Annotated in this window: 19 protein-coding genes; 8 read left to right on the forward strand and 11 right to left on the reverse strand. The window is 64.7% G+C overall.

Annotation, left to right across the window (positions count from 1 at the left end; genetic code table 11):
• The first annotated feature begins 113 nt into the window (after window positions 1–113).
• A complete protein-coding gene (locus tag VCJ09_RS21530) occupies window positions 114–548 on the forward strand; it encodes a hypothetical protein (RefSeq protein ID WP_324732059.1) in 435 nt (144 codons plus the stop codon).
• A gap of 85 nt (window positions 549–633) precedes the next feature.
• On the opposite strand, the gene VCJ09_RS21535 is transcribed toward VCJ09_RS21530, so the two are convergent.
• Complete coding sequence (locus VCJ09_RS21535; RefSeq protein WP_324732060.1) at window positions 634–2,556, reverse strand: autotransporter domain-containing protein; 1,923 nt, start codon at window positions 2,554–2,556, stop codon at window positions 634–636.
• 119 nt (window positions 2,557–2,675) lie between these two features.
• Entirely contained in the window at window positions 2,676–3,230 is a 555-nt protein-coding gene (locus VCJ09_RS21540) for a methyltransferase family protein (protein WP_324732061.1), read from the reverse strand.
• 102 nt (window positions 3,231–3,332) lie between these two features.
• Here VCJ09_RS21540 and VCJ09_RS21545 point away from each other — a divergent pair, with 102 nt between their 5' ends.
• Genes VCJ09_RS21545 through VCJ09_RS21570 form a run of 6 tightly spaced genes read left to right on the forward strand, consistent with a single transcriptional unit; the run spans window position 3,333 to window position 7,718 of the window.
• Window positions 3,333–3,740 carry a beta-hydroxyacyl-ACP dehydratase gene (locus VCJ09_RS21545; protein ID WP_324732062.1) on the forward strand — a complete coding sequence of 136 codons (408 nt, stop codon included), beginning with the start codon at window positions 3,333–3,335 and terminating at the stop codon, window positions 3,738–3,740.
• On the forward strand, window positions 3,733–4,617 hold the full coding sequence (locus tag VCJ09_RS21550) for an ABC transporter ATP-binding protein (RefSeq protein WP_324732063.1): 885 nt from the start codon (window positions 3,733–3,735) through the stop codon (window positions 4,615–4,617). Before VCJ09_RS21545 ends, VCJ09_RS21550 begins: the two co-directional genes overlap by 8 nt.
• A complete protein-coding gene (locus tag VCJ09_RS21555; protein WP_324732064.1) occupies window positions 4,614–5,801 on the forward strand; it encodes an ABC transporter permease in 1,188 nt (395 codons plus the stop codon). Before VCJ09_RS21550 ends, VCJ09_RS21555 begins: the two co-directional genes overlap by 4 nt.
• Window positions 5,783–6,049, forward strand: coding sequence for an acyl carrier protein (locus VCJ09_RS21560; protein ID WP_324732065.1), 267 nt, complete (start codon window positions 5,783–5,785; stop codon window positions 6,047–6,049). Before VCJ09_RS21555 ends, VCJ09_RS21560 begins: the two co-directional genes overlap by 19 nt.
• Window positions 6,046–7,170 carry a beta-ketoacyl synthase N-terminal-like domain-containing protein gene (locus tag VCJ09_RS21565; protein ID WP_324732066.1) on the forward strand — a complete coding sequence of 375 codons (1,125 nt, stop codon included), beginning with the start codon at window positions 6,046–6,048 and terminating at the stop codon, window positions 7,168–7,170. The genes VCJ09_RS21560 and VCJ09_RS21565 overlap by 4 nt, the downstream gene beginning before the upstream one ends.
• Window positions 7,161–7,718 carry a hypothetical protein gene (locus tag VCJ09_RS21570; protein ID WP_324732067.1) on the forward strand — a complete coding sequence of 186 codons (558 nt, stop codon included), beginning with the start codon at window positions 7,161–7,163 and terminating at the stop codon, window positions 7,716–7,718. The genes VCJ09_RS21565 and VCJ09_RS21570 overlap by 10 nt, the downstream gene beginning before the upstream one ends.
• A gap of 65 nt (window positions 7,719–7,783) precedes the next feature.
• On the opposite strand, the gene VCJ09_RS21575 is transcribed toward VCJ09_RS21570, so the two are convergent.
• From VCJ09_RS21575 to VCJ09_RS21590, 4 genes are read right to left on the reverse strand one after another with little or no spacing between them, the layout of a single operon-like run.
• A complete protein-coding gene (locus tag VCJ09_RS21575) occupies window positions 7,784–8,791 on the reverse strand; it encodes a BtrH N-terminal domain-containing protein (protein WP_324732068.1) in 1,008 nt (335 codons plus the stop codon).
• On the reverse strand, window positions 8,788–9,195 hold the full coding sequence (locus VCJ09_RS21580) for a hypothetical protein (protein ID WP_324732069.1): 408 nt from the start codon (window positions 9,193–9,195) through the stop codon (window positions 8,788–8,790). Before VCJ09_RS21580 ends, VCJ09_RS21575 begins: the two co-directional genes overlap by 4 nt.
• Window positions 9,192–10,358 carry a beta-ketoacyl-ACP synthase III gene (locus tag VCJ09_RS21585; protein WP_324732070.1) on the reverse strand — a complete coding sequence of 389 codons (1,167 nt, stop codon included), beginning with the start codon at window positions 10,356–10,358 and terminating at the stop codon, window positions 9,192–9,194. Before VCJ09_RS21585 ends, VCJ09_RS21580 begins: the two co-directional genes overlap by 4 nt.
• A gap of 19 nt (window positions 10,359–10,377) precedes the next feature.
• Window positions 10,378–11,241, reverse strand: a complete 864-nt coding sequence (locus tag VCJ09_RS21590) for a dialkylrecorsinol condensing enzyme (protein WP_324734712.1) — start codon at window positions 11,239–11,241, stop codon at window positions 10,378–10,380.
• A gap of 85 nt (window positions 11,242–11,326) precedes the next feature.
• On the opposite strand from VCJ09_RS21590, the gene VCJ09_RS21595 reads away from it, so the two are divergent.
• Window positions 11,327–11,773, forward strand: coding sequence for a DUF2141 domain-containing protein (locus VCJ09_RS21595; RefSeq protein ID WP_324732071.1), 447 nt, complete (start codon window positions 11,327–11,329; stop codon window positions 11,771–11,773).
• Between the two features lie 24 nt (window positions 11,774–11,797).
• Here VCJ09_RS21595 and hutG read toward each other — a convergent pair whose 3' ends face one another.
• From hutG to VCJ09_RS21620, 5 genes are all read right to left on the reverse strand, one after another.
• Window positions 11,798–12,601: an N-formylglutamate deformylase gene (hutG, locus tag VCJ09_RS21600; protein WP_324732072.1), complete on the reverse strand. Its 804-nt coding sequence runs from the start codon at window positions 12,599–12,601 to the stop codon at window positions 11,798–11,800.
• A complete protein-coding gene (gene hutI, locus VCJ09_RS21605) occupies window positions 12,594–13,802 on the reverse strand; it encodes an imidazolonepropionase (RefSeq protein ID WP_324732073.1) in 1,209 nt (402 codons plus the stop codon). Before hutI ends, hutG begins: the two co-directional genes overlap by 8 nt.
• 453 nt (window positions 13,803–14,255) lie before the next feature.
• Window positions 14,256–15,791 carry a histidine ammonia-lyase gene (gene hutH, locus VCJ09_RS21610; RefSeq protein ID WP_324732074.1) on the reverse strand — a complete coding sequence of 512 codons (1,536 nt, stop codon included), beginning with the start codon at window positions 15,789–15,791 and terminating at the stop codon, window positions 14,256–14,258.
• 2 nt (window positions 15,792–15,793) lie between these two features.
• Complete coding sequence (hutU, locus tag VCJ09_RS21615; RefSeq protein WP_324732075.1) at window positions 15,794–17,470, reverse strand: urocanate hydratase; 1,677 nt, start codon at window positions 17,468–17,470, stop codon at window positions 15,794–15,796.
• A 40-nt stretch (window positions 17,471–17,510) separates the two neighbouring features.
• Window positions 17,511–18,836, reverse strand: coding sequence for a YjiH family protein (locus VCJ09_RS21620; protein ID WP_324732076.1), 1,326 nt, complete (start codon window positions 18,834–18,836; stop codon window positions 17,511–17,513).
• Between the last annotated feature and the right edge of the window lie 395 nt (window positions 18,837–19,231).

Consider the following 19,231-nt stretch of genomic DNA (forward strand, 5'->3'; position numbering starts at 1 on the left):
CTGGATGTATACGTAGGGTACGGCGCCAACTCGTGTACAAACGTCCCGCAAGTTTGCTGCCACTGCCGCCACCCGCTCTGCCTCGCATCATAACCATGTAAAAGGAATTGAGCATGTCAGCTCGGCGATTTGCCTTACTTTTAGTGATGCCTTTCATCCTGCTGACGGGTTGCGGCGCCAAGGATGACCCACAGGCGAGCCTGGAAGCGGCGGTCCAGCAGCTGCAGGACAACCTGGAAGCGAAAGACACCGGCGCCGTCCTCAAGCAACTGCATCCGCAGTTCTCCGCCCAGCATGAGTTCGACCGCGACTGGGCCAGGCGCACCATGGCCCTGCTGTTTCTAAGGCACAAGAACGTCAGGGTGATCGCCCTCAGCAAGAATAGCCGCCTCGACCCGACTTACCGCGAGAAAGGCCATAGCCAGGCGCAAGTCGCCCTGACCGGGGCCGCAGGCCTGATCCCCGACAGCGCACGGCACTATGCGGTCAAGCTGGAGTGGTGGCGCGAAGGGGATGAATGGCAGCTGGCGCGCTTGAGCTGGGAGTGACGGCAGTCGAGCACGTCCTCGCGACTGGCCGTATCCGACTGGCATAAAGTTGCAGGCGCGACCTTATGCCAGCCGATCCAGGTACTTACCAATCCCAGTTGAGGGACAGGTTGACGCCATGTTGGCGGTCGTCGGTGCCGCGGAACTGATAGGCCGCGCGCAATTGCAGCTCCTGTGCCAGGGCATGACTGATACCCAGCCCGGCCAGGGTCTGGCCACTGGCGGGGGTATGCCCCTGCAATTCGAAACTGTTGCCGGCTACCGAATTGAGGCCCAGGCGCAGGTCACGGTGATCGTCCTCGAACTCACGCTCGCGGGCGATCTCGGCAAACACCTGGGTCGCCGGGGATAGCTGGTAATTGGCTTGCAGGCCCAGGCCCAGCCGCGCGCTGTCGCGCTGCTGGTCGCCGTAGTTGAGCGCCGTCGAACTGGAGCCGCGCTCGCGATAACCGTCCACATCCACCCGGGCATAGTCGGCGCTGATGAACGGGCTGACCCGCCAGCCCGTATCGGCATTGGCCAGGTCATAACCCAGGCGCCCGGACAGGGCCCAGAGCTGACCATCGGTGTCGCCTTTCTCGCTGCGCTCGGCAATGCCCAGGGCAAACTGCCGATTGAGGTCGCTGTAATCCAGATGACCCAGGCTGAGGCTCGCGTCGGCCCACACACGGTCCTGCTGATATTGGGCAAAGGCACTGAGCAGGTAGCTGCGCAGGTCGTACTCGGAATCGGCCTCGCCCACCTCGAGGGTCTGCTGCTGCAGGCCCAGGGCCAGGCCCAGACGCCATTGCTCGTTCAGCCGATAGCTGCTGCCCAGATTGACGCCCAGACCCGTGCTGTCGCCGCTGGCTACCGCCTCGCCGCGCTCGAACTGCTGGCGCTGACCACTGGCACCGACGAAGCTGCGCCACTGGCCGACGGCTTGCCAGGCACCACGGTCGGCCTGCCATTCGCTGCGCAGTTGCTGCTGATGACCGTTGAGGCTGGCCATGGCCATTTCCGGCAGCAAGGACACCTGCCAGGGCGCGCCGAGAATCGAATAGATGTAATCGGCGCTGATCTGCTGCACGGCGGCGGTCGGGTGCACCCCGTCATTGAACATCAGCCTATTGGGATTCGGCGTGAGCCCGCCCAACCCCCACGTAGGGTCGGCCAGGCAGCCGTTACCGCTGAAGCAGACATCGGTCTGGCTCACCAACGGGTCGAAGCCGAAAGTGGCCAAGTCGCCCTTCACTTCGCTCAACAGGCCGCGGAAGTTGAGGCGAATGACATTGCCGCCGAGTACCGCCAACTGGACACCCAGTTGATCGTTGAGCAGACCCGAGGCATTCGACCAGGCCGTGCGAAAGCCGCTGGCGAAACCCGCCGGGGTCAGGCCGACGTCGGGCAGGTCGGAGACGATGATGGTGCGCGCCCCGGCCTGTTGCAGCGCGGCGACGCCCGCCACCAGATCGGCCGCCGCTGCGGCAGCGCTGGCCTGGTCGGTGACCACGAACTGCAGCACGTCGTTGCCGCCGCCGTTGATGTAGAACAAGGCATCGGGATCGACTCGCGGCACATCCAGCAGATAGCCATTGCGGGTACGCATGGTGCCGCCACCGGCGTTCACCACCGAGCCATTGGCCGCCGTGATCGAATTGAGAATCTGGTCGGTGCGGTAGCCGCCCACCGCATAGTTGCTGCCGTCGGCGTTGCCAGTGAGTATCTGCGGCAGAATGGGGGTCGAGGGCAGCGCCTGCAGCCCCAGCAACGATGCCAGGCGCTGAGTAGCAACGGCGTCGTAATACTCGGTGTTATTGCCTAGGTAGTTCGGCCCCGTGCGGTTGGTGAAACGCACCCCACCAGTAGGATTGCCCCCCAGCAAAGGGCTGCCAACATCAGGGAACTGCCCGCTGTCGCTCAAGGAATCGCCAAAGATGATCAACTGCGAATAAGGCATGGCCTGTGCCGTAGTGGACAGACCCGCCAGCAGTACGGCAGCGGTTAAACCTTTCAGGGTGGGAATCATGAATGCTCCTTTTTATTCTTGTTTTGCCGGAAGGCAGGAGCAAGAGGCTAATGAGAACAAGCGCCCGCCGCGCTCCCCCAAACGGGTGAGTTGCAGCGCTATTGAGCAGATGAATGCGCTTAGATTAGCCAGGGAATAAACATTTTACTGCGCCGCATATAGTCACCATAGGCCTCGCCAAACTGCAGCCGGCACTCGGCTTCGTCGCGCTTGGCAGTCAGCCAGAGCATCCAGCTGGCCAGCAACGCCAAGGCCATGCTGAGAGCATTCGGTTGCTTGCAGGCCACGCCCCAGGCCAGCAACAGCAGCGAGGCATACATCGGGTGGCGGATAAGGCGGAAGATCCCCGTGGTCACCAGCTGCGAGGTGCGCTCGAAGGCGAACAGCTCGGCGTCCGTGCGCTGCCCGTCCGGGCGGCCCATGCGGCGCAACTGGTACAGGCCGGCCAACAGCAGCAGCAGCGAGGTGAACAGCAACACCCAAGACAGGCGCTGATGGACGGCAAAACGGTCGACGAACCAGACCGGCGCATTGAGCACCAGCAAGGCCAGAATCATTTCCCAGGCGAAGAACCGATAAAAACCGTGGGATTGCGGGCGGCCTAGCGCCCGCCAGGACAGCGCCAGCAAGATCAGTGTCCCAATGGCAAAAGCCAAACCCTGCAACCACGCCATAGACCGCCCTCCAGTCCTTCTCGATAGCCCGTCAAAGCCAGGCGCTGCGTGACCTGCAGCCCCTCTGTTACACTGCCGGCCTGTTTATCTCGGCCGCCCGCAATGGATCGCACCCAACTGCTCAGCCTGCTGCCTCACCAAGGCCCGGCCCTCTGGCTCGACGGCCTGCTGGCGCATGACCGCCTGAGTATCCAGGGCCTGAGCGCCTGGCGCTATCTAGACGCCTTTGGCCACAATGCTTCACCCTGCCTGCTGTTCGAAGCGGCCGCCCAGTTATGCGCCGCGCATGGTGCCTTATACGGCGATGCCAGTGCCATTGAAATGGCCCTGGTCGGCAAACTCTCGCAGGTGCACCTGCACCATGAACCGGTGCAACGCAGTGGTGCGTTGCAGGTCAGGGCCAACCAGGAAGCCCTGAGCCCGGCCGGCGCCCTCTATGCCTTCAGTATCCACAGCGAAGAACAACTGCTGCTCGACGGCAAACTGCTGCTGGTGCTGATCCGTGCTTGAACTCGTCAATCTCAGCCATCACTACCCAGGCGCAAGCCGCGCCGCGCTGCAGGGCATCAATCTGCAGCTGCAGGCCGGCGAATGCCTGGGCCTGCTCGGCAGCAACGGGGCCGGCAAGACCACCCTGCTGTCACTGCTCGGCGGCGTACTGCCGCTGCAACAGGGCGAGCTGCGCTGGAGCGGCAGTCCCCGCCTGGGCCTGGTGCCGCAACAGCTGGCCTTCTATACCGGGCTCAAGGTACGCGAGAACCTCGAACTGTTCGCCGACCTCTATCGCCTGCGCGGCCCTGCACGCCGCCAACGCCTGCAGCTGTGCATTGGCGTCTGCGCCTTGGACGACAAACTGGCGCGGCGCAGCGAGCAACTGTCCGGCGGTGAGCAACGTCGCTTGAACTTCGCCATCGGCCTGCTGCAACCAGCCGAGCTGTATCTGTTCGATGAAGCCACGGTAGGCGTCGATGCCAGCAGTCGCCAGCAACTGCTGGCCGCCGTGGAGCAACTGACTGCCGAGGGCAAGGCGGTGATCTACACCAGCCACTACCTGGAAGAAGTCGAACGGGTGGCGCATCGCATCTTGCTGCTGCACGAAGGTCAGGTGCGTCTGGATCTGGACAAGCGCCAGCTGCTCGGTGACGACCACGGCCTGCTACTGGAATGGCCTGACGCCCCGCCAGCCGGCCTCAACGAACTGCTCGCGCACCTGCAACTCACCGCAGAAGTTCTGCCCAAGGGCCTGCGCATCGCCGCGCTGAACGGCCAGCAGCTGCTGGCCATCAGCCAATTCATCGCCGCCCAGGATGGCCTGCCCAACCTGCTGCGCTTTGGCCGACCATCGCTGGAGCAGCTCTACCTGCGCCTCAACGGAGGCCGGCTATGAGGCTCTGGGCGCTGGTGCGCAAGGAAGTGCTGCTGCTGCTGCGCGACCCCCACGCGCTGGCCGTGCTGTTCCTGATGCCGACGCTGTTTCTGCTGCTGATGGCTGGGGCCCTGTCCAGCTATATGCAGGACAAACCACCGGCACTGCGCCTGGTGCTGGAACTGCCGCAGGGCGACGAAGCCAGCCAGTTCTTCCGCGATGCCCTGCAGGCGCAGCTGCCGGACAGCCAGTTGCTCGCAGACAGCGACGAGCGCCTGGCCCGCGTGCGCTTACCCGAGGAGTTTACCGACACGCTGTTGGACAGCCCGCACCAAGGCCCCAGCCTGAGCTTCCCGGCGCAGCTCGACAAACTCTCGCGCCAGCGCCTGCACAGCGCGGTGAGCATTGCCCTGGCGCAAACCCGCCTGCTGGCCTACCTGGAAGACAGCGGCGTAGTCGACGCCGAACTGAACCGCGCGCAGCGCCTGCAACTGGTGCAGCAGCGCACCCAAAGCCAGATCGATGAGCAGGAACAGCTGGCCAGCGGCGACCTCAGCGGCCGCGCCAACGCCACCCAACTGAGCGTACCGGCCTGGCTAATCTTCGGCATGTTCTTCGTGGTGCTGCCGATGGCCGGTGGCTTCCAGCGCGAACAGCAAAGCGGCACCCTGCTGCGCCTGCGTTGCCTGGGGCTGAACCTGGGCACCCTGGTGCTGAGCAAGCTGCTGCCCTACTTGGCAATCAACCTGCTGCAATTCGTCCTGCTGCTGGCCATCGGCGTCTACGGCTTGCCCCTGCTCGGCCTGCCGGCACTGAGCCTGCCCGGCAGCGTCGCGGCCTATCTGCTGCTGGCCGTCAGCGTGGCGTTGGCCACCTGCAGCCTCGGCCTGTTGCTGGCGGCCCTGGCGCGCAGCAGCGAACAGGCGCTGCTGCTCGGCGGCGGCATCAATATCATCCTCGCCGCCATCGGCGGGATCATGGTGCCGAAAAGCGTGATGCCGGCGGCCATGGCCCAGCTGGCGGAAATTTCCCCCATGAGTTGGGCGCTGGACGCCTTCCTCACCCTGCTGGTGGGCCATGGCTCGCTGGCCGACATCGCCCCCTACTGCGCCCGCCTGCTGCTGTTTGCCGCGGTGTTCGGCGCAGGCGGACTGCTTCTGTTCACTCGACGAGTACGGCACACGCAATGGACCACTCACTACTAGAACAACAACTCAAACAACTGCTGATTCGCGAGTGTGACAAGGAAGATGACATCGACTGGCAGAGCATCGCCGACGATGAGCCGCTGTTCGGCCCCAAGAGCCGCATCCAGATGGACAGCCTGGACGCCCTGCAAGTCTCCCTGGCGCTGCAGCAGCATTATGGCGTGCGCATCGAGGGGGCCAAAGACGGCCGACGCATCCTGAATACCATCGCCAGCATTGCCACCTATATCAGGCAGCAGCAGTGACCCCGGTGTACCTGCAACGCACGGCCCTGCACTGCGCGCTGGGCGAGGACTTGCACAGCGCCGCCCAAGCCGTGCAGCAAGGCCGGCCGGCAGCTGCCGGGCAGTTCCAGCTGCATGAAGTGCATGAGCCGCGCCGCTACCTGTATGCGGCCCAGACCAGTGAAAGCCTGGCTCAGCGCCTGGATCGGCTGATCGGCGAAACCCTTGGCACGAATGCCCAGGCCCTGGGTGACTGCCTGCTGATAGTCGCCAGCACCAGCCTGGATATCGCCGAGACGGAAGCCCTGGCCGCCAGCAACCAAGGCTTTCGCCCGGAGGACTCGACGCCCCTGGATGTGTTGGCCAAGCAACTGCGCCAGCGCTGGGGCTTTGCCGCCGCCTTTACCCTGAATACCGCCTGCACCAGCGCCGCCAACGGCCTACTGTATGGCGCGCGGCTGATCAACGCCGGCCAATACACCCGCAGCCTGGTGCTGAGTTTCGAGACGCCCAGCGCCGTGACCATGCAGGGCTTCGGCGCACTGGCCCTGACCAGCCCCAGCGGCCAGTACCGGCCCTTCCACCCCGAGCGCGACGGCCTGGTCCTCGGCGAGGCCTATGCCTGCGCCCTGCTCGGCAGCGCGCCTGGCGACGCACCACTGGCGCGCCTGCTCGGCGGTTTCAGCGCCTGCGACACCAGCAGCCTGACCACTACCCGCGAGGATGGCAGCCATATCCACTGGGTGATGCAGCAGGCCTTGCGCAGCGCCGGCTGCAGCGCGCAGCAGATCGACCTGGTCAAGCTGCACGGCACCGCCACCAGCGCCAACGACCTGGCCGAGAGCAATGGCATGCGCCTGCTGTATGGCGAGCAGATGCCGGTCTTGAGCGTACTCAAGCCCTGGCTCGGGCATACCCTGGGCGCCTGCGGCCTGAGCGAAAGCCTGCTGTTGCTGCGCACCCTGCAGGACGGCCCGCTGCCAGGCGTGGCCTACGCCAGCACCGCCATGCTGGCGTTGAGCGTAGAGCCCATAACCCTGGCGGCAGACAGCCTGCTGCTGGCCAACTTCTTCGGCTTCGGCGGCAATAACGCCAGCCTGGTCGTGCAGGGCTGCCGCACAGGAGAAACGCCATGCCGGTAATCGCCGCCAGCGAGATCCGTGGCCTGGCCGCCACTAGCGACAAGCAACTGAAAACGGCGCTGAGCCAGTGGCTGGATAACCCGCCACGGCGGATCGACCGCCTGATCCTGCAATGCCTGCTGGCCGCCGCGCCACTCAAGGGCCAGGTGCGCAGCAATTGCGGTCTGTACCTGGCCTCCGCCTACCCGGCGCGGACCACCATGGGCGCGTTGCTGGAGGCGGTGTGCGTGCAGCACAAGCAGCCCAAGCCTTTCGAGTTCGTCAACAGCGTCAGCAATGCCGCGGGCTTTCATATAGCCCAGCAGCTGGGCATCGAAGGGCCGAATCTGTTTATCGGCGCGGGCGAGCAGGTCTGGACGCACTTGCAGGCCCTGGCCAACCTCGACCTGCAGGACGACCTGATCGAGCAGGCGCTGTTACTGGTCTGCGATGAGCGCGGGGACTTCTGTGTCCAGGCCGTGCTGCTGGAGGGTGAGACAGCTGGCGCGTATGCCAGCAGCTTTGCCGAGCTAAGCATGGGCATCGAGGTACAGCGGATCAACCTGTAGGGTGGCTGACGCTGTTTTCATCCAGCCGTGGCATTGATCGGTGGATCGATAAAACGCGATCCACCCTAGCGCTTGCTCCAGGCCGCCAGCTCTTTCATCAAGCCGCGCTCTTGCTGGGCAATGCTGCGCAGGCTGGCGGCGATCGGGGCGAAGTTCGGCGCTGCGCCCTTGTTGCGGCTGGCGCGTACGCAGGCCGAGGCGAACTGGCGCCAGTTGTCGCCAATCGCCGTGAGCTGGGTCGACGCCTGCTGCAGACTGGCATCGCCGAGCTTCTCCCCAGCCTCCTGGAGAAAGCTTGCGTACATAAAGCGGAAACCGGCACCGCCGGTGCCGATCTCCTCCTGCATGCGCACGATATGGGTCAGGTACAGGCGGTTGTATTTGCTCTGCGCCGGGTCCAGCTTGTCGATCTGCTTGGCCAGGTGCTGAATGCCACGAATGCCGATCCAGGGCAGCGGCATGCCGTCGAGGATACGCGTGGTCGACAGCACGCTCTGGCGGATCAGCTTGTTCCAGTCCTGCTCCAACGGCACCTCATCGAGCCAGTACATCAGCCCCTTGGCGGCCAGCGCACCCTTGGCGAAACGGGCTTTCTGCAAGTCCGCGGCGGCGCAGCGCACCGGTTCCTCGAACACCGGGTCGCTGATCAGGTAGTCGTTACCTTCGCGGCCATAGGCCAGCAGGTTGTGCGCATTGAAGTGAAAGCGCATCTCCGGCGGAAAGTACGGCAGCCAGAATACCGAGCTTTGCAGCCCGGCCAGGCGCCCGGCATCCAGCGCCGCATCCAGCGCGCGGCGGCCCTGCTCGGGGTTGCCGAAGGTGCGGCTGTGCAGGCGCGCGCCCAGGCGCTTGCTCAGGGTCTTGATCAGGTGCCTGGGCGGCATGCGGTAGGCAATCAGTGGCATACCGCTGAGCTTGACGATCGGCAGGTAGGCGAAGGCCAGGCCCGAGGCGAGACCAAAAGCCATGGGCTCGCTCATCGGCAGGCCGGCGTGAGTCAACAGACTGGCCATCACCCCGCTTTCGCAGTGGGCGCTCTGGCGGTGCTGGAAAGGCTGTTGGAAGCTGCTCATACCGATTCCTTCTGGTAGCGGGTCAATTCCTCGAGCGGCAGGCCGAAGGCCTCCGCGTAACGCGCCAGGATGGCAGCCGACAGACGCCGATAGATGTCTGGACGAAAGTGTCGGCGGATCCGCCATTGCCACAATCCGCTGATCTGCGCGAGCGCCGGCTCGTCCAGGCGATAGCGGTACATCAGGCATTTCAGCGGTGACAGTTTGCCCGCCTGCCAGGCCGCCAGCGCCTCGGCTTCCTGCGCCTGCAGTTCGGCCACGGCCAGTTGCGTCGCAAAGGCTTCCGGCTCCCAGCCATCGCTCTGCGTGCCCTGGTAATGGCCGCTGGCATCCACCGCATACACCAGCTTGCTGTGGCCGCCGTAGGTGGAGCTGTGATCCTGGGGAACTTGGTCGAGCTTCATGTGTTATCACCGTCCTGGCCAACCACTGTCAGATGCATAAAGGCGCTGGAGAAGCGCCCGCTTTCCGGCACATAACACAACAGTCGCTCACCGCTGCGCAGGCGGCCGCTACTGAACAGCTCCTCGAGCATGATAAAGATCGAGGCCGCGCCGGTGTTGCCCTTGCTGGTCAGGTTGGTGAACCAGCGTTCCTCGGGGATCGGCAAGTCGGCATTGGCCAGGCCCACCGCCAGTGGCGCGCGGAAGAACTCCGAGGAATAGTGCGGCAGGAAGTAATCGATAGCACCGACGTGCAACTCACGGCGCGCCATGATGCGCTTGAGCGTCTCCTCCACAGTGAACTTGACGATATTGCCGTTGAGCAGCTTGACGTCCTGCTTGATCGCCATCAACGAGCGGCGGTTGCGCGCCTCGCCATCGAAGCGGCTCCAGCCGAGCAGCTGACCATCCTCCATCTCGGCGCCGGCATACATGCAGGGCGGCATCTGATCGGCGAAGGAAAACATATCGATCCAGTCGATGCGCAGGCTCAGGCCGCGCACATTGGGCTGGCCCTGCAACCACACCGCACCGGCGCCATCGGACAGCATCCAGCGCAGAAAATCCTTCTCGAAGGCGATTTCCGGCTGGCTTTCCAGCGCCTCGACGCGGCTTTCGTATTCGTCGTTGAAATTGCGCGCCAACATCAGGCTGGAGGCGACTTCCGAGCCACAGGCCACGGCGTTACGGCTCTCGCCGCTGGCCACGCTCAGCCAGGCGTACTTCAAGGCAGTCATGCCGCACAGGCAGATGCCCGCAGTGGTCACCACCTCGCACGGCGGGTTGCCCAGTTCGCCCTGCACCATCACGCCATGACCCGGCATCAGCTGATCCGGCGAAGCCGTCCCGGCCACCAGGCAATCCAGGCTGGCCAGCTCGAAGCCTGGGCCCAGCAGGCCGCGCACTGCGGCGGCGCTGACCTGGGCATTGCTCATGCTCGGCTCGCCGGTCTGCGGGTCGATCACATAGTGGCGTTGCTGGATGCCATTGCGCTTGAGCACCAGTTTGCGCGCCCGCGAGGGCTTGCCGCCGACCAGGCCGAGGCGCGCTTCCATCTGCTCGTTACTGACCGGATCATGGGGCAAGAACGCGCTGATGCGATTGATAAATACCGGTTGTACCACGGGAGTTCCTCGGGTCACTTCACTCGCCGGATGGACCGGCAAAGTAGGCCTTCTCACGCTGTGTGCGCGCTTTTAACAGCGGCGCCAACAGCTTTTTCAACAGTGCGCCGAGCGGCACCACAGTAACGATCAGGCATATCAGGAAAACGATATACAGCACCAGTCCGGTCGCCCGCCGGCGGCTCTGTTGCGGGCCAAGGGCGGCGAGCAGGCGACTCCACAGCTGGAAACTGCGGTTGCCGACCTTCTCGCTGCCGATCAGCGTCTCGTCGATGCGCACCGCACCCAAGCCCTTGAGCATCGGCTGCTCGATCGGCAGTGCATCCGCCGTCAGGCGCTGCACCATGGCCGCGCCGAAGCGGCTGGCGGCGACTATCTCGGCCTCGTCGATACCGGCGCGCGGCACCCAGCTATAAGGCTTCTGCCGGCCGGTAAATAACCACAAGGGCGTTGCCAGAAAACTCGCGGCGGTGCCACAGGCATCGGTCAGGGCGATATTGTCCACCAGCCGTGCGCCAAGATCCGCCAGCCGCTGCTTGACCTTCTCCTGGGCCATCAGCCACATATTGCGGCAACCGATCAGGGTCACCACCGGGCTACCCTTGAGCAGCCGCGCCGCCTCGGGCGTGGCGAGAAAAGCGCTCATCGGTTGCGACGGCGAAAGGAACCACACCTGATAGGCGAGGATCACCAAGTCATAACGCTTGTCCGCATCGACGACCAAGGGCAGCAAAGGCGCTGGACGCATCAATACGGTTTCCGGAAAAATCCGGAAAAATCCGAGAAACGGCCAGGGAAAGGGATAAGGTTGCGCCGGTTGCAGCGCCAGAAAATCCACCTGGATATCCACGCGCTGCAATAATGGTGCGCACACCGACTGCATCAGCCTGTTGAGCTGACCAGTTTGTGAGTAATGAACCACCAGAACCTGCCGCATCCCTAGCAACCATCCGCAAAATGAACAAATTATGCCACAGCGAATTCTTCAAACCGTAAAGAGGCTGGGCTACAGCGTCCGGTTTATCCTGCTAGCGGTCTGCGCGCCGGTTTATGCCGGCGACATTCTGGTCAATATCAGCGCGAAACAGGCCACGGGGCCGGTGTACCTGGCACTGGTTGCGGCCGACCAGCAGCACTGGCCCGCAACACCGCTGCTGCAGGTACAGGCGAAAAATGGCGTTGCCTTGCTCACCGAGGTGCCGCCCGGGCGTTATGCCATGCGGCTGTATCAGGACAGCAACGGCAACGGCCAACTCGACCTCAGTCCCCGCGGTATTCCGCTAGAGCCGGTGGGTTTTTCCGCTAATCCGCCCCTGATAAAAGGCAAGCCCGCCCCCTTGGCCTGCCTGTTCGTGCATGGCAGCGGCGATACCGCGTTGCAGATCAAACTGCACAGCGTAGGGGCCAAGCGCTAAGCCCTGGTGACTCCGCGTGCCGGGCTAGCGCCCGTAGCGTTCGCGGCCCCAGGCCAGCATCGCCTCCAGCAGGCCGCGGATCACCTCCTGGGTCGGTTCGGCGAGGTCTTGGCGATAGTCGAAGGGCAGCTGTTCCTCCATGTAGGTGCACTGCGCCAGCTCCAACTGCACGGCATGCACATGCGCCTGCGGCTGGCCGTAGTGGCGAGTGATGTGCCCGCCTTTGAAACGGCCGTTGAGCACGTGACTGTAGTCCTTGGCATTGGCGCAGACCGCCAGCAGGCGCTCGCTCAGTTGCGGGTCGCAGCTGGCGCCGGCATTGCTGCCCAGGTTGAAATCCGGCAAGAGGCCATCGAACAGCAGCGGCACGCTGGAGCGGATCGAATGGGCATCGAACAGCAGCGCATAACCGAACTCGGTCTTCAGCCGCGCCAGCTCGTCGGCCAGGGTTTGGTGGTAGGGTCGCCAGATCTCGGCCAGGTAGCGCGCGCGCTCCTCGGTACTGGGCGCCATCCCAGCGCGGTACAACGGCTCGCCATCGAACAGGCTGGCCGGATACAGGCCGGTGGTGGCGCTGGTATACAGCGGTGCGTCGTCCTCCGGGCGGTTGAGGTCGATGACATAGCGCGAGTAGCACGCCTCCAGGGTGCTGGCGCCCAGCTCATCGGCAAAGTCATACAGCAGGGGGATATGCCAGTCGGTATCCGGACGCTCCTTCGCCTCCTCCACCAGTCCGGCCTCCACGGCCGGCGTCAGCAGGATGCCCGGGTGCGGCATGCTGATCAGCAGCGGCAAGCGGCCACGTTTGAAGCTGAGTACGTTATCCATGGATGATCTCCTCGCCATGACGAATGACCCGCTTGGGCAGATCGCCGCCCAACCAATAGGCCAGTTCCGCCGGCCGCTGGATGTCCCAGGCGACGAAGTCGGCGACCTTGCCCACCTCTAGGCTACCGCGACTGGCCGCCAGGCCCAAGGCCTTGGCGGCATACAGGGTGACACCGGCCAGGGCTTCTTCGGGGGTCAGGCGGAACGAGGTGCAGGCCATGTTCAGCATCAGGCGCAACGACAACGCCGGCGAGGTGCCGGGGTTGAGGTCGCTGGCCACCGCCATGGCCACGCCGTGCCGACGCAGCGCCGCAATCGGTGGCAACTGGGTTTCGCGCAGCAGGTAGAAGGCGCCAGGCAACAGCACCGCGACGCTGCCGGCCTCAGCCATGGCGATCACGTCGGACTCGTCCATGTATTCCAGGTGATCGGCGGACAACGCCTGGTAGCGCGCGGCGAGACTGGAGCCGTGCAACGATGACAACTGCTCGGCGTGCAGCTTGACCGGCAGGCCCAACTCGCCAGCGGCGACGAACACCCGCTCGACCTGGGCCGGGGAGAAGCCCAGGTGCTCGCAGAAGGCATCCACCGCATCCACTAGCCCTTCGGCCGCCAGCTCTGGCAGGATCTCGCTGCAGACCAGCTCGATATAGGCGTCGGCCCGGCCCGCATACTCAGGCGGCAGGGCATGAGCCGCCAGGCAGGTGGCGCGCACGGTGAGCGGTAGCATCTCGCCGAGACGACGGATCACCCGCAGCATCTTGCGCTCGCTGGCCAGATCCAGGCCGTAGCCGGATTTCACTTCCAGGGTGGTGACCCCCTCGCGCAACAACTGCCGCGCCCGCTGCAGCGCGCCAGTCAGCAACTCGCCCTCGCTGGCCTCGCGGGTGGCGCGCACGGTGCTGGCGATGCCACCGCCGGCCGCGGCGATCTCGGCATAGCTGACGCCCTCGAGGCGCTGCTCGAACTCGCCGCTGCGGTCGCCGCCGAACACCAGGTGAGTGTGGCAATCGATCAACCCGGGGGTCAGCCAGGCGCCTTCGAGATCATGCTGCTCGGCGTAGTCGCCGGCGGGCAGTTCGGCCTGCGGGCCGATCCAGGCGATCTGCGCGCCCTCGGTGACTAGGGCGGCGTCCTCGATGACCGAGTAGCGCCCGCCGGCCATGGTCGCGGCGTGGCAATTGAGCCATAGGCGTTGCATAAGGGGTGTTCCTCCTCGCGGTACGTGGCGGCCAGCCGCCTGCTGCAATGCTAATCATCCGAACCGGGATGATCTTTACCACAAGCATGGCCGCCGTCTCGACAAAGGCAATCGCTGCCCGTTTGAAATGCTGGCAAAACCGGCACCGTCAGCCCGACTGAATTTGTTAGCACGGCCTGTTAATGGCTCTGTCCCTGTTATGTGTTGCACGGTCTTGCGTAGGGTGGGTTAGCCGAAGGCGTAACCCGCCACCCGGCCGTTAGGCCGGCAATGCTGCGGTCTTACGGCATCAATGGCGGGTTACGCCGCTACGCGGTTAACCCACCCACCCGGAAAAACCGAGACGCTACAGCCATCAGCGCTGCCAACATCTAACTGAGACATAGCCCTGTATAGCCAAAACGCGCCCCTGCCTCGTCGCAATCGACGGGTCAGGGCGCGCAACAGGCGGGCTTAGGCCTGGGAAGGTAGCAGCTGCGCTGGCAGTAGGTCACTCAGGCAACGGGACGCCAACAGCTCGCTGGCCGCCTCGATATCCGGGGCGAAGAAGCGATCCTGCTGGTAGTGGGCAACCCGCTCGCGCAGTGCCGCACGGGCCTGCTCCAGCTTCGTCGAGGTCTTGTGCCCTTCGCGAAAGTCCAGGCCCTGACAGGCGCCGAGCCATTCGACGGCAAGAATCCCACGCACGTTGTCGGCCATCTCCCACAGGCGCTTGCCGGCGGCCGGGGCCATGGACACGTGGTCTTCCTGGTTGGCCGAGGTCGGCAGGCTGTCGACGCTGTGCGGATGGGCCAGCGCCTTGTTCTCGCTGGCCAGCGCGGCGGCGGTGACCTGGGCGATCATGAAGCCGGAGTTGACCCCGCCATTGGCCACCAGGAACGGCGGCAACTGCGACATGTGCTTGTCCATCATCAGCGAGGTGCGCCGCTCGCTCAGCGCGCCGATTTCGGCGATGGCCAGGGCCAGGTTGTCGGCGGCCATGGCCACCGGCTCGGCGTGGAAGTTACCACCGGAGATCACATCGCCCTCGGCGGCGAACACCAGCGGGTTATCCGATACCGCGTTGGCCTCGATCCCCAGCACCTCGGCGACATGGCGGATCTGATTGAGGCAGGCGCCCATCACCTGGGGCTGGCAACGTAGCGAATAAGGATCCTGCACCTTGTCGCACTTTTCATGCGAGCGGGAGATCTCGCTGCTGGCGGTGAGCAGGTCGCGGTAGGCCGCCGCCGCATCGATCTGCCCACGTTGGCCACGGGCCGCGTGGATGCGCGCATCGAAGGGCGCCCGCGAACCGAGCATGGCTTCGACGCTGAGGCTGCCACAGACCAGCGCCGCGGCGAACAGATCCTCGGCGGCGAACAAGCCGCGCAAGGCATAGGCGGTGGAGACCTGGGTGCCATTGAGCAGCGCCAGGCCTTCCTTGGCCGCCAGGGTCAGCGGCTCGAGACCGGCGATAGCCAGCGCCTCGCGCGCCGGCAGCCACTCACCGCGATAACGCGCCTTGCCCTCGCCGAGCAGCACCAGCGACATGTGCGCCAGCGGCGCCAGGTCGCCGGACGCGCCGACCGAACCCTTGAGCGGGATATGCGGGTAGACCTCGGCGTTGATCAGGGCGATCAGCGCATCGATCACCACCCGGCGGATGCCGGAGAAACCACGCGCCAGGCTGTTGACCTTGAGCAGCATGATCAGCCGCACCAGCGCATCGTCGAGCGGCTGGCCGACGCCGGCGGCGTGGCTCAGCACCAGCGAGCGCTGCAGATTTTCCAGGTCCGCGCTGGCGATGCGGGTCGACGCCAGCAAACCGAAACCGGTGTTGATGCCGTAGGCGGTGCGGTTCTCGGCGAGGATCTGCTCGACGCAGGCGACGCTGGCCTCGATCGCAGCGGCGGCACTCTCATCCAGGCTGACGCTCAGCGCGCCCTGATGGACCTGACGCAGTTGGGCCAGGCTCAGTTGGCCAGGAACAATATTCAAGGTACTCATGTTCAGGCTCCTTTAACCGGGTTGATCATCGGCAGGTTAAGGCCCTGCTCGTGGGCGCAGTCGATGGCGATTTGATAACCGGCATCGGCGTGACGCATCACCCCGGTGGCCGGGTCGTTGTGCAGCACACGGGCGATGCGCACGGCGGCTTCATCGCTGCCGTCACAGACGATGACCACCCCGGAGTGCTGGGAGAAGCCCATGCCGACGCCACCACCGTGGTGCAGCGAGACCCAGGTGGCGCCGCTGGCGGTATTCAACAGGGCGTTGAGCAGCGGCCAGTCGGACACGGCATCGGAGCCGTCCTGCATGGCTTCGGTTTCGCGGTTGGGGCTGGCCACCGAACCGGAATCGAGGTGGTCGCGACCGATCACGATCGGCGCGGACAACTCGCCACTGCGCACCATCTCGTTGAACGCCAGGCCGAGCTTGGCGCGCTGGCCCAGACCGACCCAGCAGATACGTGCCGGCAGGCCCTGGAAGGCGATGCGCTCGCGAGCCATGTCCAGCCAATGGTGCAGGTGCGCATCGTCGGCAATCAGCTCTTTGACCTTGGCGTCGGTCTTGTAGATGTCCTCGGGGTCGCCGGACAAGGCCACCCAACGGAACGGGCCGACGCCGCGGCAGAATAGCGGACGGATATAGGCCGGCACGAAGCCGGGGAAGTCGAAGGCATTGCTCACGCCCTCTTCCTTGGCCATCTGGCGGATGTTGTTGCCATAGTCGAAGGTCGGCACGCCCTGCTGCTGGAAATCCAGCATGGCCTGCACGTGCACGGCCATCGACTGCTTGGCCGCCTTGACCACCGCGGCCGGCTCGGTCTGCGCCCGCTCGCGGTACTGCGCCCAGCTCCAGCCGATCGGCAGGTAGCCGTTGAGCGGGTCGTGGGCGCTGGTCTGGTCGGTGACCATGTCCGGCCGTACGCCACGCTTGACCAGCTCCGGGAGGATTTCGCCGGCGTTGCCCAGCAGGGCGATGGAGATCGCCTTGCCTTCGGCGCAGTACTTGCCGATACGCGCCAGGGCGTCGTCGAGATCCTTGGCCTGCTCGTCGACGTAACGGCTGCTCAGACGGAAGTCGATGCGGCTCTGTTGGCACTCGATATTCAGCGAGCAGGCGCCGGCCAGGGTCGCCGCCAGCGGCTGCGCACCGCCCATGCCGCCGAGGCCGGCAGTCAGCACCCACTTGCCCGTCAGGTTGCCGGCGTAATGTTGGCGACCGGCCTCGACGAAGGTTTCATAGGTGCCCTGGACGATGCCCTGGCTGCCGATGTAGATCCAGCTGCCGGCGGTCATCTGGCCGTACATGGCCAGGCCCTTGGCATCCAGTTCGTTGAAGTGCTCCCAGGTCGCCCAGTGCGGCACCAGATTGGAGTTGGCGATCAGTACGCGCGGCGCGTTGCTGTGGGTCCTGAACACGCCGACCGGCTTGCCGGATTGCACCAGCAGGGTCTCGTCGTCATTCAGGTTGGTCAGGCACTCGACAATCTTGTCGTAGCACTCCCAATTGCGCGCGGCGCGGCCGATGCCGCCATACACCACCAATTCCTTGGGGTTCTCGGCCACTTCCGGGTCGAGGTTGTTCATCAGCATGCGCAGCGGCGCTTCGGTCAGCCAGCTCTTGGCGGTCAGCTTATTACCACGCGGGGCGCGAATTTCGATATCACGGAATTTAGTCATGGCAGTCTCCTCGATTAAAGGTAGTGGAGGTGGGCGGCGGTCACAGCCAGCCCATGAATTGCACCAGGTACGCCAGCGGGATGCTGAACACCAGGCTGAGCAGGGTGCGCTGCAACCAGACCAGCAACAGGTCGCGCAGGCGCAATGGAATCTGGGTGGCCAGCACGCAGGGAATCGACGCGGAGAGAAACAGCACACTGCTCACCGAAACGATGGCGACGACGAACTTGACCAGCACCTCGGCGTCCTTGAGCAGCATCGCCGGCAGAAACATCTCTGCCAGCCCGGTCGAGATCGCGCGCGCCACTTCCATCGGCTCGCTCAGGCCGAACAGCCAGGTGAGCGGATACAGCAGCATGCCGATGGCATCGAACAGCGGCGTGTACTTGGCCGCCAGCAACCCGAGCAGACCGACGGCGAGGATGCTCGGCAGGATCGCAGCGGTCATGCGCAGGCCGTCGGTAAAGGTTTCGCGCAACGCCGACGCCAGCGAAGGCGCCCCGGCGGCTTGGCTGAGGCCGGCATTCCAGGCCGCACGCAGGCGGCTTTCGCCCGCCGCCAGCGGCACCTCCGGGATGGCCGCCGAGGGCAGGCGCGACAGCGGGTAGATGCGCGCACTGACCGCGGTGACGCTGAAGGTCACCAACATCGCACCCCAGAAATACAGGTTCCATACCTCCATCAGACCCAGGGTCTTGGCAATGATCACCATAAAGGGTGCCGACACCGTGGAGAAACCGGTGGCGATGATCGCCGCCTCACGCACGCTGTAGTGACCTTGCCGGTACATGCGGTCGGTGATCAGCAGGCCCACCGAATAGCTGCCGACGAAGGAGGCCACCGCGTCGATCGCCGACTTGCCCGGGGTGCGCCAGATCGGCCGCATCACCGGCTGCATCAGCACGCCGATCAGCTCGAGCAGGCCGAAGCCGATCAGGAACACCAGCGCCAGGGCGCCCAAGGGCACGATCAGCGCCAGACTGAGGACCAGCTTGTCGAACAGAAACGGCAGCATGCCCGGCTGATACAGCGCCGCCGGGCCAACGCCGGCCAGATAACCCAGACCGATCAACAGGCCGGCCACCTTGAGCAGGCTGAACGCCGCGTGGGTCAGGCTGGTACGCCAACTGCCGCTGACCCAGGGCTGAATCGCGCCATACAGCATGAACAGCACGGCGATGCCGATCACCAGCGGCCGGGCATGCAGCTGCAAGGTGCTGGCAGCATGATCGATAAGGATGGTCGAGCGCCCGGCGAGCTCGAATGGGACAAAAAACACCACCAGGCCGATCAGGCTGTAACCCAGCAGGCGTGCCAGCGCCCGCCCCTGGGGCACAGTGACGGGTGTCGAAAGCTCTTCAGGCATGGCCCTTCTCCGCAACAGCAGGTCGATGGAAACAGACGTGTTACCTGCACACGTACACACTTGTATATACAAGCACATGCAAGCAAGAGGCCAGATTCGCCTGGCGCCAACCAAAAGCCGGACAAGTGCCATGCAAGCCTTGAAAAATCAGGGAATCCGCTGGGCACGAGATCGACCCGCGCCACCTCGCCGGTCGCTGACCGGCTGTTACCTGGACACAAAACTGCCCACACACGGAACAGCCTGAACCCCACGCTGGGGCGTTAAGTAACAGCTCGATGCAGCCCAGAGTGACATCGCGGGGTGCACCTAGCGCGGCCCGGATCTCGCGCAAGCCGGACGCCCCAATGAATAGCCGCCCCTCGCAAGAAGGCCGACGACTGGCAGGACAGGTG

This window comes from Pseudomonas paeninsulae, from assembly GCF_035621475.1.
GTDB classification, from domain to species: domain Bacteria; phylum Pseudomonadota; class Gammaproteobacteria; order Pseudomonadales; family Pseudomonadaceae; genus Aquipseudomonas; species Aquipseudomonas paeninsulae.